This window comes from Streptacidiphilus alkalitolerans (assembly GCF_042511045.1).
Lineage (GTDB): Bacteria > Actinomycetota > Actinomycetes > Streptomycetales > Streptomycetaceae > Streptacidiphilus > Streptacidiphilus alkalitolerans.
In genome coordinates this window covers 279,247-305,723 of record NZ_JBHEZX010000008.1, presented here as the reverse complement: position 1 = coordinate 305,723, position 26,477 = coordinate 279,247, and the positions used below count along the sequence as shown (strand labels likewise).

Sequence of the window (26,477 nt, the reverse complement as noted above, 5' to 3'; positions counted from 1 at the left end):
TGTACGGAACCGTCCGGCACAGGCCCGCGCCCCTGTGCGGCTCCACTGTCACCTTCACCCGGCCCGCCGTCCTCCCACGGCCCGTGCCTGGGGCACCGCCATGCCCGCCCCCACCCGGTCGCGCATGCCCACCTCTCTGCGGAGGTCACTCATGGGATCATCCAACCTTTCCCGGCGCACGTTTCTCGGCGCGGCCGGGGCCACTGCCGCTCTCACCACCCTGACCTGGACGCCCGCGTTCACAGTGTCGCCGGCGGAGGCGGACACCCCCGCCCCACCGAGCTTCCCCAGTGGGATCAGCGTCTACCAGCAGGCCTGGTCCAACTGGTCCGGCGAAATCGCCGTCAGCCCCACCTGGACCTGCGCCCCCTCCACGCCCGCCGATGTGGTCACCCTCGCCAACTGGGCCAACGCCCAGGGCTGGAAGCTCCGGGCGCGCGGCATGGGCCACGGCTGGTCGCCGCTGCTGGAACCCAACGGCGCCACCGGCAACATCCTGCTGGTCGACACCACCCAGCACCTCACCGCCGTCACCGTGAACGGCGGCAGCAGCCCCAGCGTCACCGCCCAGGCCGGCATCACCATGCTGAACCTGATGACAGCCCTGGAGAACGCCGGCTACGGGATGACCAACACTCCCGCCCCCGGCGACCTCAGCCTCGGCGGGGTGCTCGCCATCGACGGCCACGGCAGCTCCGTCCCGGCGAGCGGCGAGAGCAACACCGCCGGACACACCTTCGGGTCCGTGAGCAACCTGGTCATCTCGCTCACCGCCGTGGTCTGGGACTCGGGCGCGGGCGCGTACGTGCTGAAGACCTTCCAGCGCAACAACCCCGACATCGGAGCGTTCCTGGTCCACGTGGGCCGTGCCTTCATCACCGAGGCAACGCTGCGGGTCGGCGCCAACGTACGGCTCCGCTGCCAGAGCACCTACACCACCAACGTCAACACCCTCTTCGCGCCGCCGGCCTCGGCCGGGTCCAACTCCTTCGCCGCGCTGGTCAACCAGAGCGGACGGGTGGAGACCATCTGGTTCCCGTTCACCACCGTGCCCTGGCTGAAGGTCTGGTCGGTCACACCGAGGAAGCCGCTGTTCTCCAAGGAGGTGGACAGCCCCTTCCCGTTCAGCTTCGCCGACTCGGTCACCCCGGACGAGTCCTCGCTGATCTCGCAGATCGTCTCCGGCGACGTCTCGGTCACCCCCACGTTCGAGAACCTCGAGATGAGCATCGTCGGCTCCGGACTCATCGTCACCGGCACCTGGGACATCTGGGGCTGGGCCAAGAACACCCAGCTCTACGTCAAGCCCACCACGCTGCGGGTGACCGCCAACGGCTACGCCATCCTCTGCGCCAGGTCCGACGTGCAGCGGGTGGTCAGCGAGTTCTACAGCTACCTCAACGGCGCGCTCAACACCTACAAGGCCCGCGGCCAGTACCCGATGAACGGGCCCTGGGAGGTCCGGGTCACCGGCCTCGACAACCCCGCCGACAGCGGAGTCGCCGGCGCGGTACAGCCGCTGCTCAGCGCGCTGCGCCCGCGGCCCGACCACCCCAACTGGGACACCGCGGTGTGGATGGACCTGCTCACCATCCCGGGAACGCCGCAGTCCCAGCAGTTCTACCGGGAGACCGAGCAGTGGGTGCTCGGCAACTACACCGGCAGCTACGCGGCCGTCCGCCCCGAGTGGTCCAAGGGCTGGGCCTACTCCGGCACCGCCGCCTGGGCCGACCCGACCATCCTCGGCAGCACCATCCCTGCGGCGTACCGGGCCGGGCAGCCGTCCGGCAGCAACTGGGACACCGCGCTGTCCATCCTGGACCGCTACGACCCCAACCGGGTCTACAGCAACTCCTTCCTGGACGGCCTGCTGCCCTGACGGCTCGGCCGCTGGGGCGCTTGGGCGGTGGCCGGTCGGTCGGTGGCCGGTCGGTCGGTCGGTGGCCGGTCGGTCGGTGGCCGGAACGGGCCGGACCCGCTGCTGCGTTGCTATGACCATTGCGCTCAGCTGCGGGTCCGGTCCTCCGGCGTCAGGACCACAACCGGCAACCGGCGGCCCGCCAGGGCCTCGTGCCGGTCGTAGCCGCCGTAGACCTCCAGCAGCAGCGGCCAGAGCCGGGCCCGTTCCGGGCCCTGCGCCTCGACGGCGGCGACTCGGAAGACCTCGTGGCGGTAGCGGACCGTGCCACTGCCCGTGGCGAGCAGGTTGTAGTACCAGCCGGGGTTGCGGCGGGCCCCGTTGTCGGAGGCGACAACGACATAGCGGTCACCGTCGCGGAGGAAGACCAGGCCGCTGACGCGCAGTCGACCGCTCTTCCGGCCGACGGTGGTGAGCAGCAGGATCGGCTGGCCGAACCAGTTCGCCCCGAGCAGGCCGCCGCTGGCCCGGTAGACGACATTGCAGGTGCTCAGCAGCGCGCGGTTCACCGCGCGGGGCAGGGTCAACGCCATGGGTGGTTCGGCTCCTCGGTTGCGGGTTCCCTAAGCCCCAGCATGCACCGTGCCGACCTCCGAGGTTCGCTGCCCTCCGCAGTGACCCGTACCGCACCACGCAGTAACCCGCACCACGCAGTGAGCCGCACCACGCAGTGGGCTGCCCCACGCAGTGGGTGAGCGGCACCGCGCCGCGCAGGCTCCTGCCGCGCAAGCTCCCGCCGCGCAAGGTTCGCGGAGCGTTCCCCTCCGCGCCGTCCCGAGGTCGCGGTCGGTTCCACCTGCCCCGGTGACACTGTGCCGTCCGCCCTCCGTCGACATCCCCGGTCGACACACCCCCCGGTCGCGGACGAGAGCCCAGGAGCGCGCCACCCATGAGCGACATCAACCGCCGCAGGTTCATCCAACTCGCGGGCGGCACCGCCGCCGCGACCGCGCTGTCCACCAGCATCGCCCGCGCCGCGTCGATTCCGGCGAACCGCAGGACCGGCACCCTCGACGACGTCGAGCACATCGTCGTCCTCATGCAGGAGAACCGCTCCTTCGACCACTACTTCGGCAGCCTGCGCGGCGTCCGGGGCTTCGGGGACCCGCATCCGGTCACCCTCCCCAGCGGCAAGCCGGTCTGGTACCAGTCGGACGGGAAGAGCGTCGGCGCCAAGGACATCCTGCCGTTCCACCCGGACGCCAAGAACCTCGGGCTGCAGTTCCTGGAGGACCTGAACCACGACTGGAACGGCGGCCACGACGCCTGGAACCAGGGGAAGTACGACCGCTGGGTGCCCGCCAAGACCTCCAGCACCATGGCGTACCTGACCCGGGACGACATCCCGTTCCACTACGCGCTCGCCGACGCGTTCACCGTCTGCGACGCGTACCACTGCTCGCTGATCGGCCCGACCGACCCCAACCGCTACTACATGTGGACCGGCTACACCGGCAACGACGGCAAGGGTGGCGGCCCGGTCATCACCAATGCCGAGGCCGGCTACAACTGGACCACCTACCCGGAGCGGCTGGAGCAGGCGGCGGTCAGCTGGAAGATCTACCAGGACATCGGCGACGGCCTGGACGGCGACGGGTCCTGGGGCTGGACCAACGACGCCTACATCGGCAACTACGGGGACAACTCGCTGCTCTACTTCGACAACTACCGCAACGCGCAGCCCGGCGACCCGCTCTACGAGAAGGCCCGCACCGGCACCGACAACAAGAACGGCGACGGCTACTTCGACATCCTCAAGGCCGACGTCAAGGCCGGGAAACTGCCGAAGGTCTCCTGGATCGTCGCGCCCGAGGCGTTCACCGAGCACCCGAACTGGCCGGTCAACTACGGTGCCTGGTACATCTCCCAGGTGCTGGACGCGCTCACCGCCGACCCCGAGGTGTGGTCGAAGACGGCGCTGTTCATCACCTACGACGAGAACGACGGCTTCTTCGACCACGTCGTTCCGGCCTTCCCCCCGGCGTCCGCCGCGCAGGGCGGCTCCACCGTGGACACCACCGGCGAGCTGCTCGCCCCGCCGGCCTCCACCGGCTTCGCGACAGGCCCGTACGGGCTCGGGCAGCGGGTACCGATGCTGGTGGTGTCGCCCTGGAGCAAGGGCGGCTACGCCTGCTCGCAGGTGTTCGACCACACCTCGATCGTGCGGTTCATCGAGCAGCGCTTCGGCGTGCACGAGCCCAACATCTCGCCCTGGCGCCGGGCCGTCTGCGGCGACCTGACCACCGCCTTCGACTTCTCGCGCAAGGACGTCAAGGTCCCCAGCCTGCCCGGGACCAGCGGCTACTTCCCGCCGGACCGGGACCGGCACGCCGACTACGTGCCCGCCGTGCCCGTCCACCCGGAACTGCCCCGGCAGGAGCCCGGCGGCCGTCCGGCCCGCGCGCTGCCGTACGACCTCGCGGCGGACGCCCGTACCAGTGCGGCGAACGGCAGCCTGACGGTGGAGTTCGCCGCCCACGGCACCGCCGGGGCGAACTTCTTCGTCACCTCCACCACCCACGCGGGTGGCCCCTGGACCTACACGGTCGGCGCGGGTGCGAAGCTGACCGGGACCTGGGCGGTCGGTGCGGACGCGTCGGGAGCGGTTGCGGCCGGGGCGTACGACTTCACCGTTCACGGGCCGAACGGCTTCCTGCGCGTGTTCAAGGGCAAGGTCGGGACGGCGGGCGCCGAGGTGACAGTTCGCCACAGCGGCGACAGCGGGAACGACGGTGTGGTGTACCTGGACCTGGTCAACCACGGCGACACCACCGTCCACCTCAGCGTCAAGGACGGCTACGGCGGCCGGACCATCAGCCACCAGCTCCGTCCCGGCGCGCAGGTCACCCACACGGCACACCCCAACGACACCCACGGCTGGTACGACCTGACGGTCGTCTCCGACCAGGACGCCCACTTCTCGCGCCGTGCGGCCGGGCACGTGGAGACGGGACGCGAGAGCGTCACCGACCCGGCGATAGCCGCCCGTTGAGCTGACGGTTCGGGGTTCGGAGTTCTGGCTTCGGGGTTTCGACTGAGGCGCCTACCGGTTCATGGACCGGAAGGCACCTCAGTTCTCTCCGCCCGGGGCCCGGGCGGGGTCCTCGTCGGGGCCCGGGTCGGGAACGGACACACTGACAGTGCGGTAGGTGGACCGTCCCTCGTCCGTCCATTCCTCGTCCTCCGGCCAAAGCTCCACCGCGTCAGCCGCCGCAAGTCGGACCACCGCTGCGTCGATCACCGCGCTGACCTCGTCCACGCCCTGATCGGGCCAAGTGGCGAAGAAGGCCAACGGACCCTCGGGCGGCAGCGGATGGACCCAGAAGCCACCGTCCCAACTGTTCTCGCTGGCACCGCCTCCCTGACCGATGAAGTGGACGGAGTCGCCAACCTCGCCCCAACCAGCGTGCGGGAAACCATCGTTGGTGGCCCGGCGGCCGTCGGCGAAGAGCAGGCCGAGGCGCAGGCCGCCGCGACCTCCCTCCAGCCCCCGGGACCAGGCGAGCCGGTCGCGGCCGTGCGTCGGTGCCGCGGAAGGGCGCCGCCGCGCATGCACCGTGAACTCGAAGCCGGTCGGGTAGGCACGGATACTGCCGAGGGAGACGGCGGCGGTATCCGTCCGGAGCAGCAGGATGTGCTGCGCAACCGTCCCCGGCAGGACGAAGTCCGGCTGCTCCCACGGCTCCCGGGCCCGCCTCGGGGACGGCTCGAACTCGGACTCCGGCGGTAGCGGCTCAAAGAATTCCATCGTCTGTCTCCCCGAAACTGTGACTTACGTCGTGACTGTGACCGACGTCCCTCGGCACGGCGCGGCCCGGTTGGGGCGCGCCGCTCGTCCCACCCCAGTCTGCACCGGCACACTGTTCGAATGACGCCCGATGCACTGAAGACCGCCTGCCTGGAGCTCAACGGAGCGGAGGAGACCTTCCCATTCAACCCGGAGACCTCGGTCTTCAAAGTCGGCGGCAAGATCTTCGCGCTGACCGCGCTGGAGGGCAAGCCACTGCAGATCAGCCTGAAGTGCGACCCCGAGGTGGCCGTGCAGCTGCGTGAGGCGCACCCGGCGATCACTGGTGGGTGGCACCTCAACAAGCGGCACTGGAACACGGTGACGCTCGACGGATCGATCTCGGACCAACTGCTGCTTGAGATGCTGGAGGACTCCTACGACCTGATCGTCGCCAAGTTCCCGCGCAAGCAGCAGCTTGTCCTGGACTGGCCGGGGGTCAAGCCGTCCCCCTCACACTGAGGTTCAGTGGTCGAACGGCCGCCGGCCCCGCCCCGGCGAGGCCGATCCGGTCGTGCAGCCACCGCAGCGGGCTCGGCGTGGAGCCGTGCGGTGAGCACGCGACCGGCCGAGCTCGCGGCGGGCGCGTCGATCCGGCCCCGTTGGCCAGGCGGACCAGCAGCACCAGGTCGGCAGACCCGCCGAAGCGCGAGCCGAGCAGCTTCGCGGCCCGCCTGGACGCGGAGGCAGGATCCTCGAGCCTGCCGTTCCAAAGCTTCCCGAAAGCCCCCGGCGCCAAGCGCCGCCGAGTCCATGGCCTGGCCACCCTGCTGATCGACGGCCCCATCCGCGGCCTAGCAGCCAGCTCCTGAGCCATCCTCAGCAGTAGTGGCATTCTCTCCCCCTACGCCCGCGACCTACGACGCCGCCGCGAGACACCCACCGCCATTGCCGCCACCAGCGCAAGCAGAACCACGCCCCCAACAGCGGCCGCCCCCGCACCAATCCCGCTGCTGCCGCCCTGCTTGACCGCAGCGCTGTTCCCCTTCACCCCGCCGGCAAGCGGATCACTAACCTGCGGCAACGGCCCAGCCGCCGGGCCTGCCGCCATAGTCGTATTCAACGCCGCATCAGGCCGCAGGATCCCGTACCCATAGTGCGGATCAGGCGTGGTCTGACCCGCCACGGCGTTCGGGTCCCTAGCCGTCTTAACAAGACGGTTGATGACCTGCCCAGCCGTAAGCCCAGGAAACTTCGCCCGAACAAGCGCCGCCGCCGCAGAGACGTACGCAGTTGCGTAGCTCGTACCGTTGCCAAGGGAGTATTGGCTGTCTGTCCCGCTGTCGTCACCCAGAATGCCAGTCGAGGGAGCCACAAGTACCAACCCGGGCCCGCGATTGGACTCAGCCCAAATGCTACCGTCCTCCGCAGCTCCGCCCACCGCAACCACTCCAGGGAAGGCTGCTGGGTAACAGATCGCATCAGCGCCATCATTTCCTGACCCCGCGACAACAACTACGTTGTTTGATTCGGCATAGGCCACCGCTGACTGCTCAGCAATATCCTTACCTACACCACCCAATGAGATATTGATGACACCTGCTCCGTGATCAACGGCAAAGCGAATTGCATCACTGATCTGCTGATAGATCCCTGCTGCCTTGACATTGACAGTGAGGGGCAGAATCTTGGCACTCGGCGCCAGCCCCATGATGCCGTCCGCCTGGTTGGGCCCGTGTCCCCGCCCAGCGATGAGGCTAGCAACCATCGTGCCGTGCCCATCGCTCGCGACAGCAGGCGCGGAGCTGCTCGCGAAATCCTTTCCGACGAGCAACTGCCCTGTGAGATCCAGGTGCGTGACTCGAATCGGGCTGTCGATCACCGCTACAACGACGCCCTTGCCAGTCGATAGCGGCCAAATCCTCTGCTGAGCCTTAAACGCTTGAAGCGCCCACTGCTTGTTGCGAGCCGCGTCAGCATGGGCAGTAAGGGCAGTTGTCAACAGCAGGACCCCGACTGCAGTAACAGCACCCAGGGTCCGCAGCGAACGCTTCAATGCCATGCTCTAGTCCTCGTTCCTAGCAAACCCCGTCACGATATACCTGACGTGAAGGACAATACACACTGACCCACAGTCAGGTGATGACCGGAGGGTTCGCATGAATGCCGGATCCCCACAGCTCGTCGTCCTCAACAAGGTAGTGCGGACGTGGACGACGCCTGCGCTTCCTGCCTTGCTTCTCCGCGTTTCCAACTCCACCCATCATCCCTATGTTTCCCTGCCCGGCGCCACCACCCGCTGCACCGCCATTCCTAAGGTCGGCACTCTCCTCGTTGACTCCCTGGCCCGTACCAAGGCCACTAGATTCATTTACACCCATAGCACTGCCCTGAGCCGGCCCGTCGGACTCACCCAACCTGCCTTGGACATCCGCTCCGGTCCGTGCGAATTCCTCCTCAATCGCCCCGCCGGACTCCGTGACCTCTCTGTGCCCAATCACTGAAGTCCCCGCGGGTACACCCCCAGACCTACTGGGCGAACCGAACCAACTCATTTTGTCGGGTTCAATTCCCTGATGTCCTGCCACAGTATCGATGGACGCGCCACCTGAAACGCCCTTCGAACTGCTATCGCCAAAGAGACCACCGTGGGCGCCGCTGCCAGCCTCATGCACAAGTCCACCGCTGGACACATCGTCAACGGGGCCATTCGTCCCTGTGTCATCGATGCCAGCCGTAACATCCTGGATCGTGGTCCCCGAACTAGGCGAGGCCGGAATGTGCTCACCACCCAATACGCCATCTCCGTTACTGCTGTCGCCAACTGCAGTAACAGATGATGGCCCTGACGGATCAGGCGACTGAGCAAGGCCCGCAGTCGACGTGCCCTTGTCATCGATCGCACGGATGCCACCCTCCGCCTTAGGGCCCCCGACCCCAGCAGAGTCCCTCCTGGTCACCGGACGGCCCTTAGTCGTCGTAGGCGGCGGGGGCCAGACCGTTTGACCACCGATGTCCGCCATAGGTTCGGTGCCGATCATCTGTGCGGCGGTGTTGTAGGAGGCTTCTAGGGTTTCTATGACGGCGACGGCCTGTTGGTGGCGCTCTTCCAGGAGCGACAGTTCTCCGCCGTCCTGTTTGATTGCGTCGGTGCGCGACATGCCGCTGTCCAGGTCCTGCTTGAACGCGTGGTCGTTCGTCTCGCTGGTGAGCTTGCGGGTGAAGCGGTCCCACCCGCTGGGCATGGACGGCATCTGCTGCTTCGCCTGGCGCAGGGCCGCCGCCGCGGTGGAGACGCCCGAGCTGGCGTTGGACGCGTAGGACGCGCCGTTGCTCAGGGCCTGGGAGAGTTGCTTGGCGCGGGTGGCGAAGCCGTCAGCGGCGTCGCCCTCCCAGTGGCCGAGCGCAGCGGTGGTGTGGGCCTCCAGATCGGCCTGGGCGGCCAACAAAGCCTGGTTGATGGCTGTCCACCGGGAGGAGACGCCGTCCAGCGTTTCCGGCTCCGCGCCCTCGATCATCGCGCGCAGGCCGACCAGCCCGCCGCCGTCACCCCCGGCGAAGTCCGTCTTGAACTGGGCGGGACCGTTCCCGCCGCCGCTGCCCGAGGCCACTGCTGCTGCCGACATCCGCGCCCCCGTTCCCCGTTCCCCGTCCGCGTTCTGCTAGCTGTTGCTGTAGAAGTCCTGCTTGGTCTGGGCCTCCTGCTGGGTGTAGTTGGCGGCGACTTGCTTGGTCTGGCCGCCGTACTCGTCGATGAAGGACTGCAGCTTGCTGATCATGGAGGCGATCCAGGTCTGCATCGAGTCGTGCGTCGACAGCAGGCCGTTCGCGGCGGCGAAGTTCTGGCCGAGTACACCCTCGGCGATGGTGGTGTCATATGTGGCACTGCCCTTGGTGCCTGACAGTTCGTCGGCGATGGCGTGCAGCTTTGCGACCGTCTGCTCCAGGGAACTCACATCTACCCTGTATCCAGCTCCCACTGCGGCCCCCTGTCCACCCATGTGATTACTTCGCGTGACCATCATAGGGAACCCGCCCGCGCCGCCCGCAACTGCTCGCGAGCCCTGCGGGCACCCTCACGCGCCGTTGGAATCCACCACCGCAGACGGGGCAACATGCCTGTTCAGCATGGGTTCTGTGGCCAATCCTGGCATGTGCCGACTACCGGGAATCGGACACTCCATCAATTCCCTCGAACGAGCGAATCATCGGGGGGATCCCGAAGCGCCGGCGTTGATGTCACTGTCCGTTGCTATCGACGCCTCAGTTGAGGCCGGTGGCGGTCATCACTCCGTAGAGGGCGCCGGCGGCGGCCAGGGCCAGGGGCCAGACGGCGAGTTGTCCGAGGAGGCGGTCGCGGGCGGTGCGGCCCAGCAGGAGTGGGAGCAGGGCGGCGATGGCGAGGAGGACGACGCCGTCAGCGATGTAGTGGAGCAGCAGCAGGTGCCAGAAGCCCTCCATGGCGAAGACACCGCCGATCACGCCGAGCGAGGCCACGCGGCGCCACTGTGCTGCGGCCCGCCACCAGGCCCCTGCCGTGCCGAACAGGGGACCGGCGACCAGGGCGAAGGCCAGCCATACGGCCGGGGCGTGCAGGGCGCCCATGCCGTCGCGGGCGAACTGCGCGTAGCCGTAGTAGCCGACCACCGCCCCGACCTGGGTCGCCGCCCCGGCCGCGAAGGTCCGCCAGTCCGGGCCGCACCGGACCAGCAGGCCTGCGACGTAGGCGGCGACGACCCAGACCGCGCCCGAGTTGGCGAACATCTGCAGGCTGTCGGGGAGGACACCCTGCAGGATGTTGGTGACCGCGCCGAGGGCGAGTCCGCCGAGCGCGGCCAAGGTCAGGACCGGTGGGGTACGCCACTGACGCCACTGACGCCACGGGGTGCACGCCGAAGCACCGGCACCGGCTCCGGCAGTGCAACCGGCAGCGGCACCTGCCGGACTACCTGCCGCGCCACCGGCCTCGGCACGCATCCGGGAGGGTCGCTCGGTGCGCAGCTGTGGGTCGTCGGGCATGTCGCCATGATTGCATACTCAGTATGCAGCAACGGCAGCCCCGTGCCCCCGCCCCCGCCCTAGTTGAACGGGTCCAGCGTGATGTACGCCTGCTGCGGGTTGCTGTCGTTGACCAGCGACTCGAAGTTGCCGACGTCGTCGAAGGCGAAGGCGTAGGCCTTGCCGTCGACCATCTGCGCGTGGATCTTGCGGGCGTACTGGTTGCTCACCACGTCCTGGTAGAAGTCCGCCGCGTTGTTGTCGGGCTGGTTGGAGCTGGTCAGCAGCGTCGCCCGGTTGTAGCCGGCGCAGAGCGTGCGCGAGATCGGGCCGCGGACCAGGTCGTTGGGCGCGTCCAGCAGCTTGTAGCAGCCGAAGATGCTGTCGGAGTCGGGCTTCTGGAAGCTGGTGACGACCGCGCCCGCGCTGTTGGTGAAGTTCATGGTGTTGCCGGAGACCCGGCCGTAGTACTTGGTGTTCGGCTGGTCCGCGAACGGGGTGACCGTCAGCGTCGAGCTGCTGTACTTCGTCCAGACCCGGTTGACGTAGTCGTTCATGACCGTCGCCGGGAGGGCGCCGTTCTCGATGCCGTGGCCCGGGGCGAGGGCGCGGAGGATCGTGCCGTCGGAGCGGGTCTGGATCAGTTTCGCCCAGCCGCCGGGCTGGCCCTTGAGGGCGTTGAAGAATCCGGTGTAGCCGCCCGGCTTGAGGTGCCCGGTGCTCTTGGTCGTCCCGTCGGGGAGCTTGACGCCGACCGCGTACGGCGCGGAGAACATGTCGACCTGGGTGCTGTTGATCCACAGGCCCGAGCCGTTGAGCGTGTACTCGGTCCAGTTGAACAGGATGTTCTCGTTGGGGTCGGTCGGGTTCTGCACCGCGGGCTGGACCAGGCCGCCGGTGGTCAGCTTGAAGACCAGCTTCTGCCCGTAGGAGAAGTAGACCCGGCCGGAGAACTGCGGCATCCGCAGGGTGATCGAGTGGCCGTTGGCCGGACCGGCGATGGACGCGTCGGGCGCGGCTATCGGCGGCTGCGCCCCGGCCGGCCAGGCGTGGAACGTGCCGTTGGCGTCGGCCCAGCCCTGCTGGCCGGTCGAGAGCAGGGTACCGATGTCGTAGACGTACACCTGGTCGCTGCGGCCGGAGTTGTTGGTGAAGGTTAGCGGGATGGTCGCCGGCACCGCGGCGTCCGCGCTCGAACCGACCCCGAAGGCCGCGAGCCCCGAGGCGATCAGCGCTGCGGCAACAGCCGGGACCAGCACTTTCTTCTTTCTGGCGTGCATGTGCGTCCTCCTGGGTGGGTGGGTACCCGGGTGGCTACCTGGGTTGAATGTGACCTATCGACACTCTTGTCTCCCCTTGATGGGGTTCTTGAGAGCGCTCTCAGAATTGACCGATGAAACGAACCTGTCAATGAAACCTGCGCAAATGGCGTCGATCCACGACGTGAGGGTTGTGTGGGGGTTGTGTGACGCATGCGACTTCTCGCTGGTGACAGGGGTTCCGGCACGAAGGACCGTTGCGGCGGCACGGGCCATGCGCAGGGCTGACGGCGCGTCAAACGATCGCGGGGAGGTATTTCCTCAAAACGTCAGTCAGCGGACATCCATGGCCCTACGGTATGTGTGTACGGTCTGTGTCGGGGACGGCGACGGACCTGTATGCAGGGGGACGCGGTGGGGGTACCGGCGGGCGACGACGAGTCGGAGCGAGAATCGCTTCGACAGTTGCCGCCTGTTCAGGCGTACCCGGTCCGCGACACAGAACCAGAGGACCGACCCGAGGGGGGTGGGTGTGCCGAAGCCACGTTGCTTTGACGTGCACAGCTTGCACAGCAACTGCAGTACCAGCAGGAACAGCAGGAACAGCAGAGACAACAGGACTGCCAACGCGCCCGTAGTGATGCCCGCGGCCCTGGCCCTGCGGAGTGCCCGATGACCGAGAGCCGCAAGAGCCGTCTGCAGGCCCTGGCCGACGAGGACCCCGCGCTGCACGCGCTCGCCGAGCGGCTGCTCGGCGTGGCCGAGGCCGGGCTGCCCGCGATGTACCTCGCCGAGGCCGACACCTTCGCCTTCACCCGCGCCCAGGCCGCCGCCGACAGCGCCGCCGCCGGCAGTGCAGCCGTCGGCAACAACGCCTCCGGCGGCCTCGAGCTGCGCGGGACGAGCACCCGCTACGCGGCCATCACCGCGCTGGGCGCCCGGTTCCTGCCGCTGGAGCGGCAGCGGGCCGTGCTCGGCGGGCACACCGCCGAGGAGTTCACCGGCCTGCTGGTGCAGCGGCTGCCCGAGGTGGTCAACCTCGGTGACGCGGCGCTGATCGCCTGGGCCGCCGCCGAGACCGCGCACCCCAAGCTGTCGGACGCCCTGGACCGGGTCGCCGCTCTGGACGCGGACGGCCGCCCCCGGTACACGGTGGAGGCGGCCTGGGTGCTCTCGGCCCTCGCCGCCGCCCGCGGCAGCCAGGACGTCGAGCAGCGCTTCGCCGCGGCCCGGGACCGGCTGCTGGCGGCCCGGCTGGGCGACAGCCCGCTGTTCCCGCACGCCACCGGCCCGGGGCTGGTGCCCTGGTACCGCTCGCACATCGGCTGCTTCGCCGACCAGACCTACCCCCTGCAGGCGCTGGCCCGGGCCCACGCCAGCGGCGACCGCGCCGGTGGCGCGAGCGGCGCCGGCGATCCCGAGGCACTGGCCGCGGCCGAGGCCTGCGCGCAGCGGATCTGCGCGTTGCAGGGCGACGGCGGACAGTGGTGGTGGCACTACGACGCGCGCAAGGGCACGGTCGTGGAGGGCTACCCGGTCTACAGCGTGCACCAGCACGCGATGGCGCCGACCGCCCTGTTCGACGTCACCGACGCGGGCGGCAGCGACTTCGGCCCGGCGATCCGGCGCGGCCTGGGCTGGATGACCGAGGTGCCGGAGCTGGCCGCCGCGCCGGCCGGTGCGCAGGAGCCGATGATCCTGGACGAGTTGGGCGTGACCTGGCGCAAGGTCTACCGCGGCGATCCCAAGAAGGCCGTCAGGGCCGCGCGCGGGGTGACCACCCGGGTGGCTCCGGGGCTGCGGCTCTCGCCGCTGGACCGGGTGTTCCGCCCGGCCGCAGTGGACCGGGAGTGCCGCCCCTACGAGTTCGGCTGGATGCTGCACGCCTGGCTCGGCGGGGAACAGGGGTGACCGACATGACGGACACGACGACAACTCCCCCGGTGCCGGCCCTGCCCCGGCGGAGCCTGTTCGGGGTCGGGCTCGACCCGCTGACCATGGACCAGACCGTGCGGCGCTGCGTCGACGCGGTGCGGGACGGCGAGCAGTTGGAGATCGGCGTGGTGAACGCCGCCAAGCTGGTCAACATGCGCCGCGACCCCGCCCTCGCGGCGGCGGTGACCGGCTGCGACCTGGTGCTGGCGGACGGGCAGGCCGTGGTCTGGGCCGCCCGGATCCTGCGGTCCCCGCTGCCGGAGCGGGTGGCCGGCATCGACCTGTTCACCCGGCTGCTGGCCGAGGCCGAGACGGCGGGCCTGTCGGTCTACTTCCTCGGCGCCAAGCAGCCGGTGCTCGACCTGATGCTGCTGCACATCGCCGAGAGGTTCCCGAAGCTGAAGGTGGCAGGCAGCCGGAACGGCTACTTCGAGGACGCCCAGCAGGGCGAGGTCGCCGACGCGATAGCCGCCGGCCGGGCCCAGCTGCTGTTCCTCGGGATGACCTCGCCCAAGAAGGAGATCTTCACGGCCGGCTACGGCGCCAGGACCGGCGTCAACGTGGTGCACGGGGTCGGCGGCTCCTTCGACATCCTGGCCGGGGTCACCAAGCGGGCCCCGGTGCTCTGGCAGCGGCTGGGCGTGGAGTGGCTGTACCGGGCGCTGCAGGAGCCGCGCCGTCTCGGCCGCCGCTACCTGACCACCAATGTGCTGTTTCTGCTGATGACCGTCCGCGAGCTGGTGCACCGTACACCGACTGCCGATCCCCGTTCCGCCACCAGGAGGTAGAGATGCGCGTCGTTGTCGTCGGACAGGGATATGTGGGGCTGCCGCTGGCCGTCCGCGCCGCGGAGGTCGGGCACGAGGTCATCGGGTACGACGTGGACGCCCCGCGGGTGAAGAGCCTCGCCGCGGGTGAGTCCTACGTCGAGGACGTCTCGGCCGAGCGGCTGCAGGCCGTGCTGGCCAACGGCACCTACCGGGCCAGCGAACTGGCCAGGGACTGCGGCGGCTTCGACGTCGCCGTGGTGACCGTGCCGACGCCGCTGCGCGAGGGCGTGCCGGACCTCAGCTACATCGAGGAGTCGGCCCGTACCCTGGCCCGGTTCCTGCGGCCCGGGGCGACCGTGGTGCTGGAGTCGACCACCTACCCCGGCACCACCCAGGAGCTGTTCGGCCCGCTGCTGGAGAGCGGTTCGGGCCTGGCCGCCGGGGTGGACTTCCACCTCGGCTACAGCCCGGAGCGGATCGACCCGGGCAACCCGGTCTGGGGCTTCCAGCAGACCCCGAAGGTGGTCTCCGGGGTGGACCCGGCCTCGCTGAAGGCGGTGCAGGGCTTCTACGACCAGCTGGTCGACACCACCGTCCCGGTCGGTTCGCCGAAGGAGGCGGAGCTGGCCAAGCTGCTGGAGAACACCTTCCGGCATGTCAACATCGCCCTGGTCAACGAGATAGCGATGTTCGCGCGCCACCTCGACATCGACGTCTGGCAGGCCATCGACGCGGCGTCCAGCAAGCCGTTCGGCTTCATGAAGTTCACGCCCGGGCCCGGCGTCGGCGGGCACTGCCTGCCGATCGACCCCTCGTACCTGTCCTGGCGGGTGCAGCGCGAGCTGGGGCAGAACTTCCGCTTCGTGGAGCTGGCCAACGACATCAACAGCCATATGCCGGAGTATGTGACCCGGCGTCTGATCGACGCCTTCAACACCCGCCGCCGCTCGGTGAACGGTTCGCGGGTGCTGCTGCTCGGCCTGGCCTACAAGAAGAACACCGGCGACGCCCGGGAGTCGCCGGCCCTGCGGATCTCGCAGCTGCTGCTGGACATGGGGGCCGAGGTCAGGGCCGCCGACCCGCACGTGGTGGAGAGCACGAAGATCGACGCGCGGCTGGTCCGGGTCGAGCTGACCGAGCAGGAGTTGGCCGAGGCCGACGCGGTGGTGCTGCTCACCGACCACGACTCCTACGACTACGACCTGGTCACCGCGCACGCGCGGCTGGTGCTGGACACCCGGCACCGGCTGACGGGCCCGAATGTCGAGGTGCTCTGAGCCGTGGGAGCTCCGATGAGGATCGTCTGCGTCGCGGGTGCGCGACCGAACTACATGAAGATCAAACCGGTGATGGACGCCCTGGAGCGCCGCGGCGCCGAGGTGGTCCTGGTCCACACCGGGCAGCACTACGACGAGTCCATGAACGACGTGTTCTTCCGCGACCTCGGGATCCGCCCGCCGGACCGCTTCCTCGGGGTGGGCTCCGGCAGCCACGCCGAGCAGACCGGACGGGTGATGGCGGCCTTCGAGCCGCTGCTGGACGAGGTGGCCCCGGACGCGGTGGTCGTGGTCGGGGACATCAACTCCACCCTGGCCTGCGCCCTGGTCACCGCGAAGGCCGGGCCGCTGCTGGCCCATGTCGAGGCCGGGCTGCGCAGCCGCGACTGGAGCATGCCGGAGGAGGTCAATCGGGTCGCCACCGACCGGGTCAGCGACTACCTGCTGGCCAGCTCCCCCGACGCCGCGGACAACCTGCGCGCGGAGGGCTACCGCGAGGACCAGATCCACCTGGTCGGCAATGTCATGATCGACACCCTGTTCAGCAATCTCGAACGGGCCCGGCAGTCCGACGTGCTGGAGCGGTACGGGCTGAGCAAGGGCGAGTACGGCCTGGTCACCCTGCACCGTCCGGCCAACGTGGACGACCCGGAGGTCCTCACCGCGCTGCTCAAGGCGCTGGGCGAGGTGGCCGGCCGCTGCCCGCTGCTGCTGCCGGTGCATCCGCGCGCGGCCGGACGGCTGGCCGAGCTCGGCGTCCCCGGCGGCATCCGGCTGGTCCCCCCGGCCGGGTACCTGGACTTCATCGCGCTGCAGGACTCGGCCCGGGTGGTGCTCACCGACTCCGGCGGGGTGCAGGAGGAGACCACCGCGCTGGGCGTGCCGTGCGTGACCCTGCGGGACAACACCGAGCGGCCGATCACCGTCGAGCAGGGCACCAATGTGCTGGCCGGACGGGATCCCGAGCGCATCGTCTCCACCGTCAACCGGGTGCTGGACAACCCGCCCGCGCCGCGCCGCCCGGCGCTGTGGGACGGCCGTGCCAGCGACCGGATCGCCGAGGTCCTGCTGGGGGGCGGCAGCGCGGATTCCCGGCTGCGGCCGACCGACCTGCTGGTTCCGTCACCGGCCGGTGAAGGGGAGGCCGAAACGGTTCTCAGCTGATCGCCCTGGACCATATGCTTGATCGTCGCACTTTTGTTTGAGTCTGATCCAGAGTCAGTCAGGGTTCTGGGCAGTGAGGGGGCACACCATGGATCTCGCCGAGATCTTTCGGGTCATGCGCAGGCGCTGGTATGTGCTGTTTCCCGGGCTGCTGGTCACCGTGGCGCTGGTGGTCGCGGTCCTTGTGGTCGTTCCGACCAAGTACCAGTCCCAGAGCACGGTCGAGATGCTGAACTCGCAGAAGGCGACCGAGGCTTTCGACGGCAACCCGTTCCTCAGCACCCAGACCTCGCTCACCGGCATGGCCGACAGCCTGGCCCGCAACCTGAACTCCGACGCCTCGATCGCCGACCTCAAGGCCCAGGGTCTCACCGGAACCTATGTGGCCATGATCGCGGACAACGCCCAGGGGCCGCTGCTCTGGCTCACCGCCACCGGCACCGACCCGGCCGCGGTGCTGCACTCGGACACCCTGCTCACCGCCTACGCCGCGCAGCGGCTGCAGCAGTTCCAGGCGCAGAAGTCGGTCCCCACCAGCGCCATGATCCAGATGACCACCATCGTGCCCCCGCAGAACCCCGTGGCGCAGCTGAAGACCAAGATCGAGTATGTGATCATGGCCGGTCTGGTCGGCCTGGTGGCCAGCCTCTTCGGCTGCTTCTACATCGAGGCCCGCCGACGTCCGCGGACGGTCGACCCGGAGGCGGAGGAGGAACTCGCCCCCGTGGTCGACGGGGAGGACGAGGACGACGACCAGGACGACAAGCCGGACAGCCGCCCGGACAACCGCAGGAACAACAACCGGAGCAGCGACCGGAACGGCGACCGGAGCGACGAGCACCAGTCGGGCGGGGACGGGGACGACCTGGCCTACGGCCCGGCCCCCCGGCAGCGCCGGCGCCAGGACGAGGACGTCGAGCAGCCGACCGTACAGCTGTCGGTGCTCCAACTCCAGCAGGACCGGGCCAAGAAGCAGAGCAGCAATGACACCGAAGCACCGTGGTTCGCGCCGTGACCCTCGCCTCCGACGAGCCGATCGACCAGGCACAGGAGCCGCCCGAGCGGCCCGGTGAGCCCGGTCCCGCCCCGGCCTCGCTGGGGAAGCAGGTCCGCTCCGCCGCCCGGTGGAGCCTGATCAACACCATGGTCATGCGGCTGGGCAACTTCGCCACCGGAATCATCCTGGCCCGCTACGTGCTGGACCCGGCGACCTGGGGTGTCTACGGGATCGCCCAGACCGTGCTGCTGGTGCTCCTGTCGGCGAACGAACTCGGTGTCGGCCTGGCCATCGTCCGCTGGGACGGCGACGTCCGGCGGTTCGCGCCGACCGTGCTCAGCCTCAGCACCATCTCCAGCAGCCTGCTGTACCTGGTGCTGTTCGTGGCGGCGCCGACGGTGGGCGGGATGCTCGGCTCGCCGCAGGCGTCCGGGGTGCTCCGGGTGATGTGCCTCTGCCTGATCCTGGACGGGCTCTCGCAGGTGCCCGCCGGCTTCCTCACCCGCGAGTTCGCGCAGCGCCAGCGGATGGTCATCGACGCCCTCAACTTCGTGCTGAGCACCGCGACGACCCTGGTCCTGGCCTTCGCCGGGATGGGCGCGATGGCCTTCGCCTGGGGGGCCGTGGTCGGCAACGTGGCCGCGCTGATCGGCTTCTGGATCGCCGCGCCGCACATGATGCGCTTCGGCTGGAACCCGGACCAGGCCCGCGCGCTGCTGCGGTTCGGGCTGCCGCTGGCCGGGGCCAGCCTGCTGGCGCTCGGCGTGGTCAATGTGGACACCCTGGTCGTCGGCTCGACGCTGGGCAATGTCTCGCTCGGTTTCTACGTCCTGGCCTTCAACATGTCCGGCTGGCCGGTGCGGATCATCTCCGAGGCGGCCCGCCGGGTGTCCTTCGCCGGCTTCTCCCGGCTGGCCGAGTCACCGGAGGCGCTGGCCAAGGGCTTCAGCCGGGCCCTGGGGGTGCTGGTCACCGGCACGGTCCCGCTGTGTGTGCTGCTGGCGGTGCTCGCCGGTCCGGTCATCGACCTGGTCTACGGGGACAAGTGGTCCCCGGCCGCGGCGGCACTGCCCTGGCTGATGGTGCTCGGGCTGGCCCGGATCGGCTGCGAACTCGCCTACGACTGCCTGGTGGCGATCGGCCGCCGACGGCTGCTGATCATGGTTCAGGGGCTCTGGCTGGTCGCACTTGTCCCGGTTCTCATCGTCGCGGCGCGGGTGCACGGTATCGTCGGCGTTTCCGAGGGCCATGTGCTGGTGGCCGGGGGGCTGGTGGTGCCGGTGTTCGTGCTGGCGCTCCGGCGCGGCGGCATCAGCATCGGCTCGATCGTCCGGGCCTGCTCCTGGCCGTTCTTCGGCGGGGCGGTGATGGCCCTGAGCATCCTGCTGCTGGAGCACGCGTTGGGCCACGGAAAGATCGCGCTGGTGGTCATCGGAGCGGCGGCCATGGTCGTCTACGCCGTGTGCGTGCTGCCCAGCCTGGGCTTTCTCCGCGGCACCACGGCCGCGCGGAAGGGCGGCAGGCACGGCGGAAAGCACCGAAAATCCCGATAGCCCTACGAGAGCCCAAGGTTGGCACATGTTAAGAGCACGAGGAAGGGTCCTGCTCATCGGGACCCTGCTGGCTGTCGTACTTGTGGCCATCGCTGTGTTCCTGTCCCGCGGCGCCGCGGACACCGGGGCCGGACGTACCGTGGCGGGCCCGACCGGGGCGTCCGGTTCCGCGGGATCCTCCTCGTCGGCCGGGGCGACTCCCTCACCCGGCAGCAGCACCCCCTCCCCCGCGATCGGCAACGCCACCTCCAGCCCCTCGCCCACCAAGAAGCCGGCCGACCGCGGCGCCGCCACCCCCGGCGGGTCCAGCGGCGGCGGTGACGCCACCGGGCAGATCCAGGCGGGCGGCTTCCCCAACGCGGGCAACACCGGTCCCCGGATCGCCCTCAAGCCGCACAACACCGGGGCGCTGAGCATCAACACCAACGGCACGGTGATCAGCGGCTGGGACATCACCGGCTCGCTCGACATCTACGCCAACAACGTCACCGTCATCGACAGCCGGATCAGGTCCGACAACTGGTGGGGCATCAACCTCCGGCCCGGGTTCAGCGGCCTGCGGGTGCTGCACACCACCATCACCGGGCTGCCCGGCAAGGGTCCGGACAACGGCGGCGAGGACTACGCGGTCTCCAACATGGGCGGCAGCTCGATCGAGGTCGGCTGGACCAACATCTCCGAGTTCGGCAACATGCTGTCGATGGGCCAGGGCGATCTGCACGACAACTACCTGCACGACGTCTCCGAGTTCATCAACCAGAGCGGCGGCTGGCAGCACGCCGACGCGATCATCAGCGACGGCGGCAACTCCGGCTCGCTGGTCATCCGGCACAACACCCTGCTCAACCCGGTCGGCGTGGACCACGGCGCCAGCGGCAGCGTCGGCCTGTTCGCGGACACCGGCACCGTCTCCAACGCCGTGGTGGACGGCAACTGGATCGCCGGCGGCTCCTACGCCCTGTACGGGGGCGGCGCGGGCGCGACCGGGATCAAGGTCACCAACAACATCTTCTCGACCCAGTACCACCCCAACTGCGGGGAGTACGGTGCGGTGGCGGCCTGGAACGCGGGCGGCGCCGGAAACGTGTGGAGCAACAACAGGATGTCGGACGGCCGGGTCGTCACCCCCGGCTCCTCCTGAACCATCACGAATCGTCCCGAACCACCCTGAACCACCCTGAAAGGCAGTCATGCGCCGGATCGCCCGGGCCCCCTGGGAGCTGCTCAAGCTGCTCTTCGGCTGGCTGGTCCTCTTCGAGGCCAGGAACAAGGTGCTGCTGGCGCCCTCCGCCGTCCGGCTGCGCCGCTTCGAGGACGCCGAGGTGCTGCGGCTCGCCCCGGCCACCGCGCAGGTCCCGTCCGCCCTGGTCGCGACGGTGATCGCCACCCACCGCCGCCCGGAGGCCCTGGCCGCCGCGGTCCGCTCGGCGCTGGCGCAGACCGAGCCGGACCAGGTCGTGGTGGTGGTGGACGACGGGGCCGGGCTGCCGCCGGCCGGCGCACTCCCGGACGACCCGCGGCTGTTCGCGGTCTCGCTGTCCCGCAACATCGGCACCGCCGGCGTGGTCCGCAATGTCGGGATCCGGCTGACCCGGTCCCGCTACGTGGCCTTCCTGGACGACGACAACCTCTGGGAGCCGGACCACCTGGCGCAGGCCCTGGCCGTGCTGCAGGCGCCCGGCGGCCCCGACGCCGTCTACACCGCGCTGCGCCGGCTCCGGGCCGACGGCACCGAGCAGGACGTGCTCTCGGTCCCCTTCAGCCGCCGCCGCTCGGCCCGCGAGTCCTTCCTCGACACCAACGCCTTCGTCGCCCGCCGGGTCCCGGCGCTGCACTTCAGCCGGCTGCGGCGGACCCCCGAGGTGCTCCCCCGCGAGGACTGGGAACTGATCCGCCGCTACAGCCGCCGCCGGCGGGTCCAGCACCTGCCGTCGCCGACGGTTCGCTATCTGATGAACCCGCAGAGCTACTACACCGAGTGGGACGGCGCCGCCGCTACGGCCCCGGGGTCGCCCGCAGGGCCGCTGAGCTGACCAGGGCGGCAGCCGCCGCGCGGTTGGGGGCGCGGCCGAGCAGGGCGCGGGAGGACTCGCGGAGCAGCACCGCCGCGCGGAAGGCGGCGGAGGCGGCCCGGCCGTGGCGGCGGCGGTACAGCCGCACCCGGTTGAGCACCAGCAGGGTCCACAGCCGGGGCGACACCCGGGATTCGCCGCCGAGGTGGTACGCCTCGGCCTCGGGCCGGAGCTGGGTGGCGTAGCCGTGGTCGCCCGCGCGCAGGCAGAACTCGGTCTCCTCGGAGTAGAGGAAGAAGGACTCGTCCCAGGGTCCGCAGGCGTCCAGGCAGGCCGTGGACAGCGCCATCAGCGCGCCGGTGGCCCAGTCCGCCCTGGTCGGCCGCGCGTAGGCGGCGGGGTCGGTGACCAGTTCGCTCCAGCGCGGGAAGCGCCCGGCCCTGCGGTTGCCGATGACCGCTTCACCGAGCGCCCTGGTCACGCTGGACTCGCGGCGCAGCGAGTACTGCGGGGCCGGGTCGCCGTCCTCGAAGAGCAGCGGGACGGTGATGCCGACCGTGGAGCCGTCCGGCAGCGGCGCGCCGAGGGCGTTGACGAGCGCCGCGGCGCAGCCGGGGCGCAGCCGGATGTCGGGGTTGCAGACCATGGCCGCCCCGTAGCCGCCGTCCCACTCGGCGGCGGCGCCGAGCGCGGCGTTGACCGCGGCCGCGTAGCCGGCGTTGCGGCCGGTCTGGACGATGACGGTCTCCGGGGCCAGCTCGCGGATCACGGCGACGGTGTCGTCGGCCGAGTCGTTGTCGGCGACCACCAGTCGCCAGGGGACCCCGGCCATGCCCTCGGGGAGCGCGGCGATGAAGTCGGGGATCACCGCGGCGCTGTTCCAGGTGACGACGAGGACGGCGACGGGGGCACTCTGAGCGGACATCAGGACTCCACCAGCTGGGGTTCGGAAGCGCGTGCGGCAGGGAGCGGGTCGGACGGGGCCGCTTCGGTTCCGGCGGCGGGCCTGTCGGCCCCGTCGGTTTCGGCGGCCTCGCGGGCCTCGCGGCGGATGAAGCCGAGGTAGCTGCCGCCCGCGCCGAGGATCAGGAAGAACAGGCCCGCGAACATCGCGAAGCCCAGGGCGTCGAAGGTGGCCGCGATGACCAGGGAGACCAGGGCGGAGGCGAAGAACGCCTGGCCCAGCTCCCGGTCGGAGTCGGTCCTGGCCAGTCGGCGGATCGCGCCGCCCTGGTGGATCCCGGTGGCGAACAGCACCAGCAGCGCCAGCACGCCGAGCCCGCCCATCTCGGCCATGGTCAGCATGTACTGGTTGTCGGTGAAGAAGTACAGGTCGGGCATGAAGGTGCCGAAGCCGCGCCCGAACAGCGGGCGCTCCAGGATGTAGGGGACGATCTCGGCGTACTTCACGGTACGGGCCTGGGTGCTGCTGTCGGTGTTCGACAGGAAGCTGGAGAACAGGCCGGTGATGGTGCCGATCAGGCCGGGGATGATCACCTTGAAGCCGGCCAGCGATCCGAGCAGCAGGCCGATCGCGGTCCAGCGCCGGGCCGGCTTCCAGCGCGGCAGCATCACCAGGGCGACGATCACCGCGCCGATGATGGAGGTCCTGGAGACGGTCAGCGGCAGCGCCCCCGCCATCGCCGCGACCGGCCCCCAGCGCCGGATCAGGCTGGTGTGCCGGCGTACCGGGTCCAGCGCCTGGTGGATCGCGAACGGCACCAGGATGGCGAGCATCCCGCCGAACTCCAGCGGCTGCGCCGTGGTGGAGCGCGGCCGGGTGAACGAGCCCCGGTCCATCGCCGAGATGCCGGTGACGCTGGAGTGCAGGCCGGGGATGGAGATGGAGTCGGCGATATTGGTCGCCGAGAAGAAGTCGTAGTAGCCGAGCAGGGCGACGACGGTCCCCATCACCACCATCCTGCGCATCATGGTGTCCAGCCGCTCCCGGGTCTGGATCCCGGCGGAGACCAGCACCACCAGCGACACCCAGACCATCAGCCCGATCAGCCCGCGGTCCGCCGCCAGCACCTCGCTGTGCGAGCTGTTGCGGGTGGCGTCGGCCAGGTAGGCGAGCAGCACGGCGGCGGACAGCAGGCACATCGCCAGCCGGGGGGTCCTGGTCCCGGGCGCGGGCACGATCCGGTCGCAGAGCCAGTTGGCGACGTACCAGAGCAGGGCGAGCAGGGCGAAGACGTTGGCCGGGGTGCCGACCCCGCCGAGCGCGGGCAGGGCCAGGTCGGAGGGGATGAAGAAGGCCAGCGCCATGTAGACGGTGAGGATCGCGGTGGCGTCGCGCGGTTTGCCGAAGAAGCCGCGCGGTGCGCGCTTGAGCGGCCAGGGGTTGATCCTGGCCCCGAAGAACGGCCTGCGGCGGCGGGCCAGCATCAGGGCCTCGAAGCCGAAGCAGAGCAGGAAGCCACCGGTGATCCCGGCCACCACGACGCCCACCACGTCCTGGATCCTGGTCTTGGACTGGGACACCGGGATCTGCGGCAGCACGATGGGCGCGGTCTGCACCAGGTACGCGGGCGGGATGCCGGCCGCCGTCTGCAGGGCCTTCATCTGGTCCCCGGCGAAGGTGGTGAAGATGCTGGTCTCCTTGAGCACCTTCGCCTGGTCGTGGCCGGTGACGGTCAGGGTGAGCAGCGGCCCGGAGGTGTCGGTGGCGAAGTCGACGGTGTACACGTCGGTGACGCCGAGGCCCTGCAGGTCCTTGGCCGCGTCGCTCGACTCCAGGGTCCTGATCAGCACGTCCGCGGTGACCACCAGTGAGCCGCCGGCGTTGGAGATGGGGTTGCCGTAGGTGGGGGCGACCTTGGCGACGGCCGTGGAGTCCAGCAGCGCGACGGAGCTCTGCGACTCGTAGGACAGCGGCACGGTGCGGAACAGGTAGACGCCCGCGACCAGGCTGACCAGGGTGATCGGTACCATGAAGTACCAGCGCCTGCGCAGCACGGCGAAGATCTCACTGAGGCTCATGCGCCCTCCCCCGGTGTCGGTGTGCGGGGCGCCGATGTACCGGACCGCTCCCCCTGGAACCCCGGGCCAGCATAGGCTGCGACCAGGCAGTACCGGTACCGAGGGAAGGAAACCCAGTGTCGCCCGACGAGCTGGTCCGTGCACTGCTCCGACGCTGGTACGTGCTGGCGCTCGCGATGCTGCTGACCCTGGCCGGCTGCTACCACGTGCTGCGCCCCACCCAGCTGTACCTGAGCTCGGCGGTGATCGTGCTGAAGCCGCCGGTGACCGGCAACCAGCCGAACCAGTTCGCCAATCTGCAGCCGACCCTGGCCGCGGTCTCCTACGCGGTGATCCAGCAGATGGAGTCGCCGGCCGGGGTGCGCGAGCTGACCGCCGCGGGGGTGCACGGGACGTACCACCTGGTGCCGCGCAACAGCGGTACCAGTGCGACCCCGAAGTACCTGATCCCCACCGTCCAGGTGCAGTCGGAGCTGACCGACCCGGCCGAGGCGGACCGCATCGTGCAGAAGATCATCGGCGTCTACGGCGTCCATGTGCAGAGCCTGCAGGCGGAGCACCGGATCACCGCGGCCTCGGCGATGAGCGTGGACCTGCTGGTGCCGCCGAACGCCGTCGCGGTACACGGCACCAAGAGCCGCGGCCTGGTCGGGACGCTGCTGCTGGGCGGGCTCTGCGGGGTGCTGGCGGCGCTGTGGACGGACCGCTACGCGCTGCGGCGGCGCCGGCGGCGGCAGGACGCGGCTGACGGTACGGAGCATCAGATGCCGCGCCGGTCCCAGGACTTCCACCAGAACCACTCCCGCACCCGTTCCACCACCGCCGAGAGCACCAGCGGCTGAAGGTACGGCATGGTCCGGGCGCCGATCCGCTGCCGCAGCCGCAGCGCCCGGTACTCGGGCAGTGCGGTGAAGCCCTCCGGCAGGCAGTCCCGGGCGAAGTCCAGCAGTTCCTGCACCGGGACCACATCGGTGCGGCCCCGGTCGTAGGCGCGGTAGGCGCGGCGCAGCGCGAAGCGGGCCAGTCTGGTGTGCACGGCGGCCGACAGCTGCTCGGCCCGGGGCAGCCGGTCGCCGCACTTGGCGAGCACCGACTCGAAGGCGATCCGGCGCTGCCGCAGGTCGTCCAGCTGCCCGCCGAAGTCGGTGGTGGACATGTTGTTGCCGTGCACCCGGTAGTACGCCTGGTCGGCGCCCTGGATGTAGCCGACGTCGGCGTGGGCGGCGAGTCGCATCCACATCTCGATGTCGCCGGCGTGCGGCAGCGCGGGGTCGTAGCCGCCGACGGTGCGCTGCAGGCTGGTCCTGACCACCACCTCGGGCGAGGTGATGCAGCCGGTGGCCTCGCCGAACCGGCGCTCCAGCCACCACTGGCCGGGGTAGACCACGGTGCCGGTGCTGCTGGTGCGGGCGGCGGGCAGCGGGCCGCCGTGCTGGAACCGCAGCGGCCTGCCGTAGGCGAAGCCGACCTCGGGGTGCGCGTCCAGCAGTGCGGCGGCCCGCACCAGCGCGCCGGGGACCAGCCGGTCGTCGGCCGAGAGCAGCGCGACGTAGTCGGTCTCGGCCCATTCCAGCAGGCCCTCGTTGTAGGTGGCGATATGGCCCTTGTTGGTCTCGTGGACCCGGACCTCGATCCGGGGGTCGCCGTCCGCGAGTTTGCGGGCGACGGCCGCCGAGTCGTCGGGGGAGGCGTCGTCGATGATCAGCACTCTGACGTCGAGGCCCTCCTGTTCGTCCAGGACGCTGCGTACGCAGTCCTCCAGGAAGTGGCCGTACTTGTAGCAGGGAATCACGACGCCGAGGGTGCTCATCGCAGGTCAGCCAATCCCCGGGCGGCCTCGGGGGAGGCGGCCCGGTGCTGCGCTGGGCCGCCTCCCCCGTGCCGC

General features: G+C 69.9%; 22 protein-coding genes. 12 read left to right on the top strand and 10 right to left on the bottom strand.

From position 1 onward, the window contains the following. Nucleotides 1-151 precede the first annotated feature (151 nt). On the top strand, nt 152-1,879 hold the full coding sequence (locus tag ACEZDG_RS20690; RefSeq protein ID WP_380511730.1) for a cholesterol oxidase substrate-binding domain-containing protein: 1,728 nt from the start codon (nt 152-154) through the stop codon (nt 1,877-1,879). A gap of 125 nt (nt 1,880-2,004) precedes the next feature. Here the strand turns inward: ACEZDG_RS20690 and ACEZDG_RS20685 are convergent, their stop codons facing one another. Beyond that, a complete protein-coding gene (locus ACEZDG_RS20685; RefSeq protein WP_380511728.1) occupies nt 2,005-2,451 on the bottom strand; it encodes a nitroreductase family deazaflavin-dependent oxidoreductase in 447 nt (148 codons plus the stop codon). 356 nt (nt 2,452-2,807) lie between these two features. Between ACEZDG_RS20685 and ACEZDG_RS20680 the strand changes: the two genes are divergently transcribed. Then, on the top strand, nt 2,808-4,910 hold the full coding sequence (locus ACEZDG_RS20680) for a phosphocholine-specific phospholipase C (RefSeq protein WP_380511726.1): 2,103 nt from the start codon (nt 2,808-2,810) through the stop codon (nt 4,908-4,910). A 78-nt stretch (nt 4,911-4,988) separates the two neighbouring features. Here ACEZDG_RS20680 and ACEZDG_RS20675 read toward each other — a convergent pair whose 3' ends face one another. Then, nucleotides 4,989-5,666 (bottom strand): hypothetical protein, encoded by a 678-nt coding sequence (locus tag ACEZDG_RS20675; protein ID WP_380511724.1) that lies wholly within the window; start codon nt 5,664-5,666, stop codon nt 4,989-4,991. A gap of 120 nt (nt 5,667-5,786) precedes the next feature. Here ACEZDG_RS20675 and ACEZDG_RS20670 point away from each other — a divergent pair, with 120 nt between their 5' ends. Next, nucleotides 5,787-6,167 (top strand): MmcQ/YjbR family DNA-binding protein, encoded by a 381-nt coding sequence (locus ACEZDG_RS20670; protein WP_380511722.1) that lies wholly within the window; start codon nt 5,787-5,789, stop codon nt 6,165-6,167. Between the two features lie 382 nt (nt 6,168-6,549). On the opposite strand, the gene ACEZDG_RS20665 is transcribed toward ACEZDG_RS20670, so the two are convergent. The 5 genes from ACEZDG_RS20665 to ACEZDG_RS20645 form a co-directional block, all read right to left on the bottom strand. After that, entirely contained in the window at nt 6,550-7,707 is a 1,158-nt protein-coding gene (locus ACEZDG_RS20665; protein ID WP_380511720.1) for a S8 family serine peptidase, read from the bottom strand. 73 nt (nt 7,708-7,780) lie between these two features. After that, on the bottom strand, nt 7,781-9,271 hold the full coding sequence (locus tag ACEZDG_RS20660; protein WP_380511718.1) for a WXG100 family type VII secretion target: 1,491 nt from the start codon (nt 9,269-9,271) through the stop codon (nt 7,781-7,783). A gap of 36 nt (nt 9,272-9,307) precedes the next feature. After that, on the bottom strand, nt 9,308-9,601 hold the full coding sequence (locus tag ACEZDG_RS20655) for a hypothetical protein (RefSeq protein ID WP_380511716.1): 294 nt from the start codon (nt 9,599-9,601) through the stop codon (nt 9,308-9,310). 307 nt (nt 9,602-9,908) lie between these two features. Further along, the gene (locus tag ACEZDG_RS20650) at nt 9,909-10,484 is read right to left on the bottom strand and encodes a DUF6518 family protein (RefSeq protein WP_380511714.1); all 576 of its coding nucleotides are present in this window, start codon (nt 10,482-10,484) and stop codon (nt 9,909-9,911) included. 239 nt (nt 10,485-10,723) lie between these two features. Then, entirely contained in the window at nt 10,724-11,923 is a 1,200-nt protein-coding gene (locus tag ACEZDG_RS20645; protein WP_380511712.1) for a glycoside hydrolase family 64 protein, read from the bottom strand. A gap of 651 nt (nt 11,924-12,574) precedes the next feature. Between ACEZDG_RS20645 and ACEZDG_RS20640 the strand changes: the two genes are divergently transcribed. From ACEZDG_RS20640 to ACEZDG_RS20605, 8 genes are all read left to right on the top strand, one after another. Next, nucleotides 12,575-13,813: a hypothetical protein gene (locus ACEZDG_RS20640; protein WP_380511711.1), complete on the top strand. Its 1,239-nt coding sequence runs from the start codon at nt 12,575-12,577 to the stop codon at nt 13,811-13,813. A 5-nt stretch (nt 13,814-13,818) separates the two neighbouring features. Then, on the top strand, nt 13,819-14,625 hold the full coding sequence (locus ACEZDG_RS20635) for a WecB/TagA/CpsF family glycosyltransferase (RefSeq protein WP_380511709.1): 807 nt from the start codon (nt 13,819-13,821) through the stop codon (nt 14,623-14,625). A gap of 2 nt (nt 14,626-14,627) precedes the next feature. Next, on the top strand, nt 14,628-15,884 hold the full coding sequence (locus ACEZDG_RS20630) for a nucleotide sugar dehydrogenase (RefSeq protein ID WP_380511707.1): 1,257 nt from the start codon (nt 14,628-14,630) through the stop codon (nt 15,882-15,884). Nucleotides 15,885-15,887: 3 nt separating this feature from the next. Beyond that, complete coding sequence (wecB, locus tag ACEZDG_RS20625; protein ID WP_380511705.1) at nt 15,888-17,048, top strand: non-hydrolyzing UDP-N-acetylglucosamine 2-epimerase; 1,161 nt, start codon at nt 15,888-15,890, stop codon at nt 17,046-17,048. An 88-nt stretch (nt 17,049-17,136) separates the two neighbouring features. After that, a complete protein-coding gene (locus ACEZDG_RS20620) occupies nt 17,137-18,063 on the top strand; it encodes a chain length determinant protein (RefSeq protein WP_380511703.1) in 927 nt (308 codons plus the stop codon). After that, complete coding sequence (locus tag ACEZDG_RS20615) at nt 18,060-19,598, top strand: oligosaccharide flippase family protein (RefSeq protein WP_380511701.1); 1,539 nt, start codon at nt 18,060-18,062, stop codon at nt 19,596-19,598. Before ACEZDG_RS20620 ends, ACEZDG_RS20615 begins: the two co-directional genes overlap by 4 nt. 25 nt (nt 19,599-19,623) lie before the next feature. Further along, the gene (locus tag ACEZDG_RS20610) at nt 19,624-20,739 is read left to right on the top strand and encodes a hypothetical protein (protein ID WP_380511699.1); all 1,116 of its coding nucleotides are present in this window, start codon (nt 19,624-19,626) and stop codon (nt 20,737-20,739) included. A gap of 49 nt (nt 20,740-20,788) precedes the next feature. Beyond that, nucleotides 20,789-21,631 (top strand): glycosyltransferase family 2 protein, encoded by an 843-nt coding sequence (locus ACEZDG_RS20605; RefSeq protein ID WP_380511697.1) that lies wholly within the window; start codon nt 20,789-20,791, stop codon nt 21,629-21,631. Here the strand turns inward: ACEZDG_RS20605 and ACEZDG_RS20600 are convergent. Continuing rightward, nucleotides 21,594-22,535, bottom strand: a complete 942-nt coding sequence (locus ACEZDG_RS20600) for a glycosyltransferase family 2 protein (RefSeq protein ID WP_380511695.1) — start codon at nt 22,533-22,535, stop codon at nt 21,594-21,596. The genes ACEZDG_RS20605 and ACEZDG_RS20600 overlap by 38 nt on opposite strands. Beyond that, entirely contained in the window at nt 22,535-24,592 is a 2,058-nt protein-coding gene (locus ACEZDG_RS20595) for an O-antigen ligase family protein (RefSeq protein ID WP_380511693.1), read from the bottom strand. Before ACEZDG_RS20595 ends, ACEZDG_RS20600 begins: the two co-directional genes overlap by 1 nt. A gap of 116 nt (nt 24,593-24,708) precedes the next feature. Here ACEZDG_RS20595 and ACEZDG_RS20590 point away from each other — a divergent pair, with 116 nt between their 5' ends. Further along, nucleotides 24,709-25,434 (top strand): hypothetical protein, encoded by a 726-nt coding sequence (locus ACEZDG_RS20590; RefSeq protein WP_380511691.1) that lies wholly within the window; start codon nt 24,709-24,711, stop codon nt 25,432-25,434. Here ACEZDG_RS20590 and ACEZDG_RS20585 read toward each other — a convergent pair. Further along, on the bottom strand, nt 25,353-26,402 hold the full coding sequence (locus tag ACEZDG_RS20585) for a glycosyltransferase family 2 protein (protein WP_380511689.1): 1,050 nt from the start codon (nt 26,400-26,402) through the stop codon (nt 25,353-25,355). The two genes, ACEZDG_RS20590 and ACEZDG_RS20585, sit on opposite strands and share 82 nt — an antisense overlap. Nucleotides 26,403-26,477: the final 75 nt, after the last annotated feature.

Coding starts and splice junctions, on each gene's coding strand:
- ACEZDG_RS20620 (WP_380511703.1), top strand. CDS start 17,137: ATGGATCTCGCCGAGATCTTTCGGGTCATGCGCAGGCGCTGGTATGTG.
- ACEZDG_RS20665 (WP_380511720.1), bottom strand. CDS start 7,707: ATGGCATTGAAGCGTTCGCTGCGGACCCTGGGTGCTGTTACTGCAGTC.
- ACEZDG_RS20585 (WP_380511689.1), bottom strand. CDS start 26,402: ATGAGCACCCTCGGCGTCGTGATTCCCTGCTACAAGTACGGCCACTTC.
- ACEZDG_RS20635 (WP_380511709.1), top strand. CDS start 13,819: ATGACGGACACGACGACAACTCCCCCGGTGCCGGCCCTGCCCCGGCGG.
- ACEZDG_RS20660 (WP_380511718.1), bottom strand. CDS start 9,271: ATGTCGGCAGCAGCAGTGGCCTCGGGCAGCGGCGGCGGGAACGGTCCC.
- ACEZDG_RS20600 (WP_380511695.1), bottom strand. CDS start 22,535: ATGTCCGCTCAGAGTGCCCCCGTCGCCGTCCTCGTCGTCACCTGGAAC.
- ACEZDG_RS20630 (WP_380511707.1), top strand. CDS start 14,628: ATGCGCGTCGTTGTCGTCGGACAGGGATATGTGGGGCTGCCGCTGGCC.
- ACEZDG_RS20640 (WP_380511711.1), top strand. CDS start 12,575: ATGACCGAGAGCCGCAAGAGCCGTCTGCAGGCCCTGGCCGACGAGGAC.
- ACEZDG_RS20670 (WP_380511722.1), top strand. CDS start 5,787: ATGACGCCCGATGCACTGAAGACCGCCTGCCTGGAGCTCAACGGAGCG.
- ACEZDG_RS20675 (WP_380511724.1), bottom strand. CDS start 5,666: ATGGAATTCTTTGAGCCGCTACCGCCGGAGTCCGAGTTCGAGCCGTCC.
- ACEZDG_RS20690 (WP_380511730.1), top strand. CDS start 152: ATGGGATCATCCAACCTTTCCCGGCGCACGTTTCTCGGCGCGGCCGGG.
- ACEZDG_RS20595 (WP_380511693.1), bottom strand. CDS start 24,592: ATGAGCCTCAGTGAGATCTTCGCCGTGCTGCGCAGGCGCTGGTACTTC.
- ACEZDG_RS20645 (WP_380511712.1), bottom strand. CDS start 11,923: ATGCACGCCAGAAAGAAGAAAGTGCTGGTCCCGGCTGTTGCCGCAGCG.
- ACEZDG_RS20605 (WP_380511697.1), top strand. CDS start 20,789: ATGCGCCGGATCGCCCGGGCCCCCTGGGAGCTGCTCAAGCTGCTCTTC.
- ACEZDG_RS20685 (WP_380511728.1), bottom strand. CDS start 2,451: ATGGCGTTGACCCTGCCCCGCGCGGTGAACCGCGCGCTGCTGAGCACC.
- ACEZDG_RS20610 (WP_380511699.1), top strand. CDS start 19,624: ATGTTAAGAGCACGAGGAAGGGTCCTGCTCATCGGGACCCTGCTGGCT.
- ACEZDG_RS20680 (WP_380511726.1), top strand. CDS start 2,808: ATGAGCGACATCAACCGCCGCAGGTTCATCCAACTCGCGGGCGGCACC.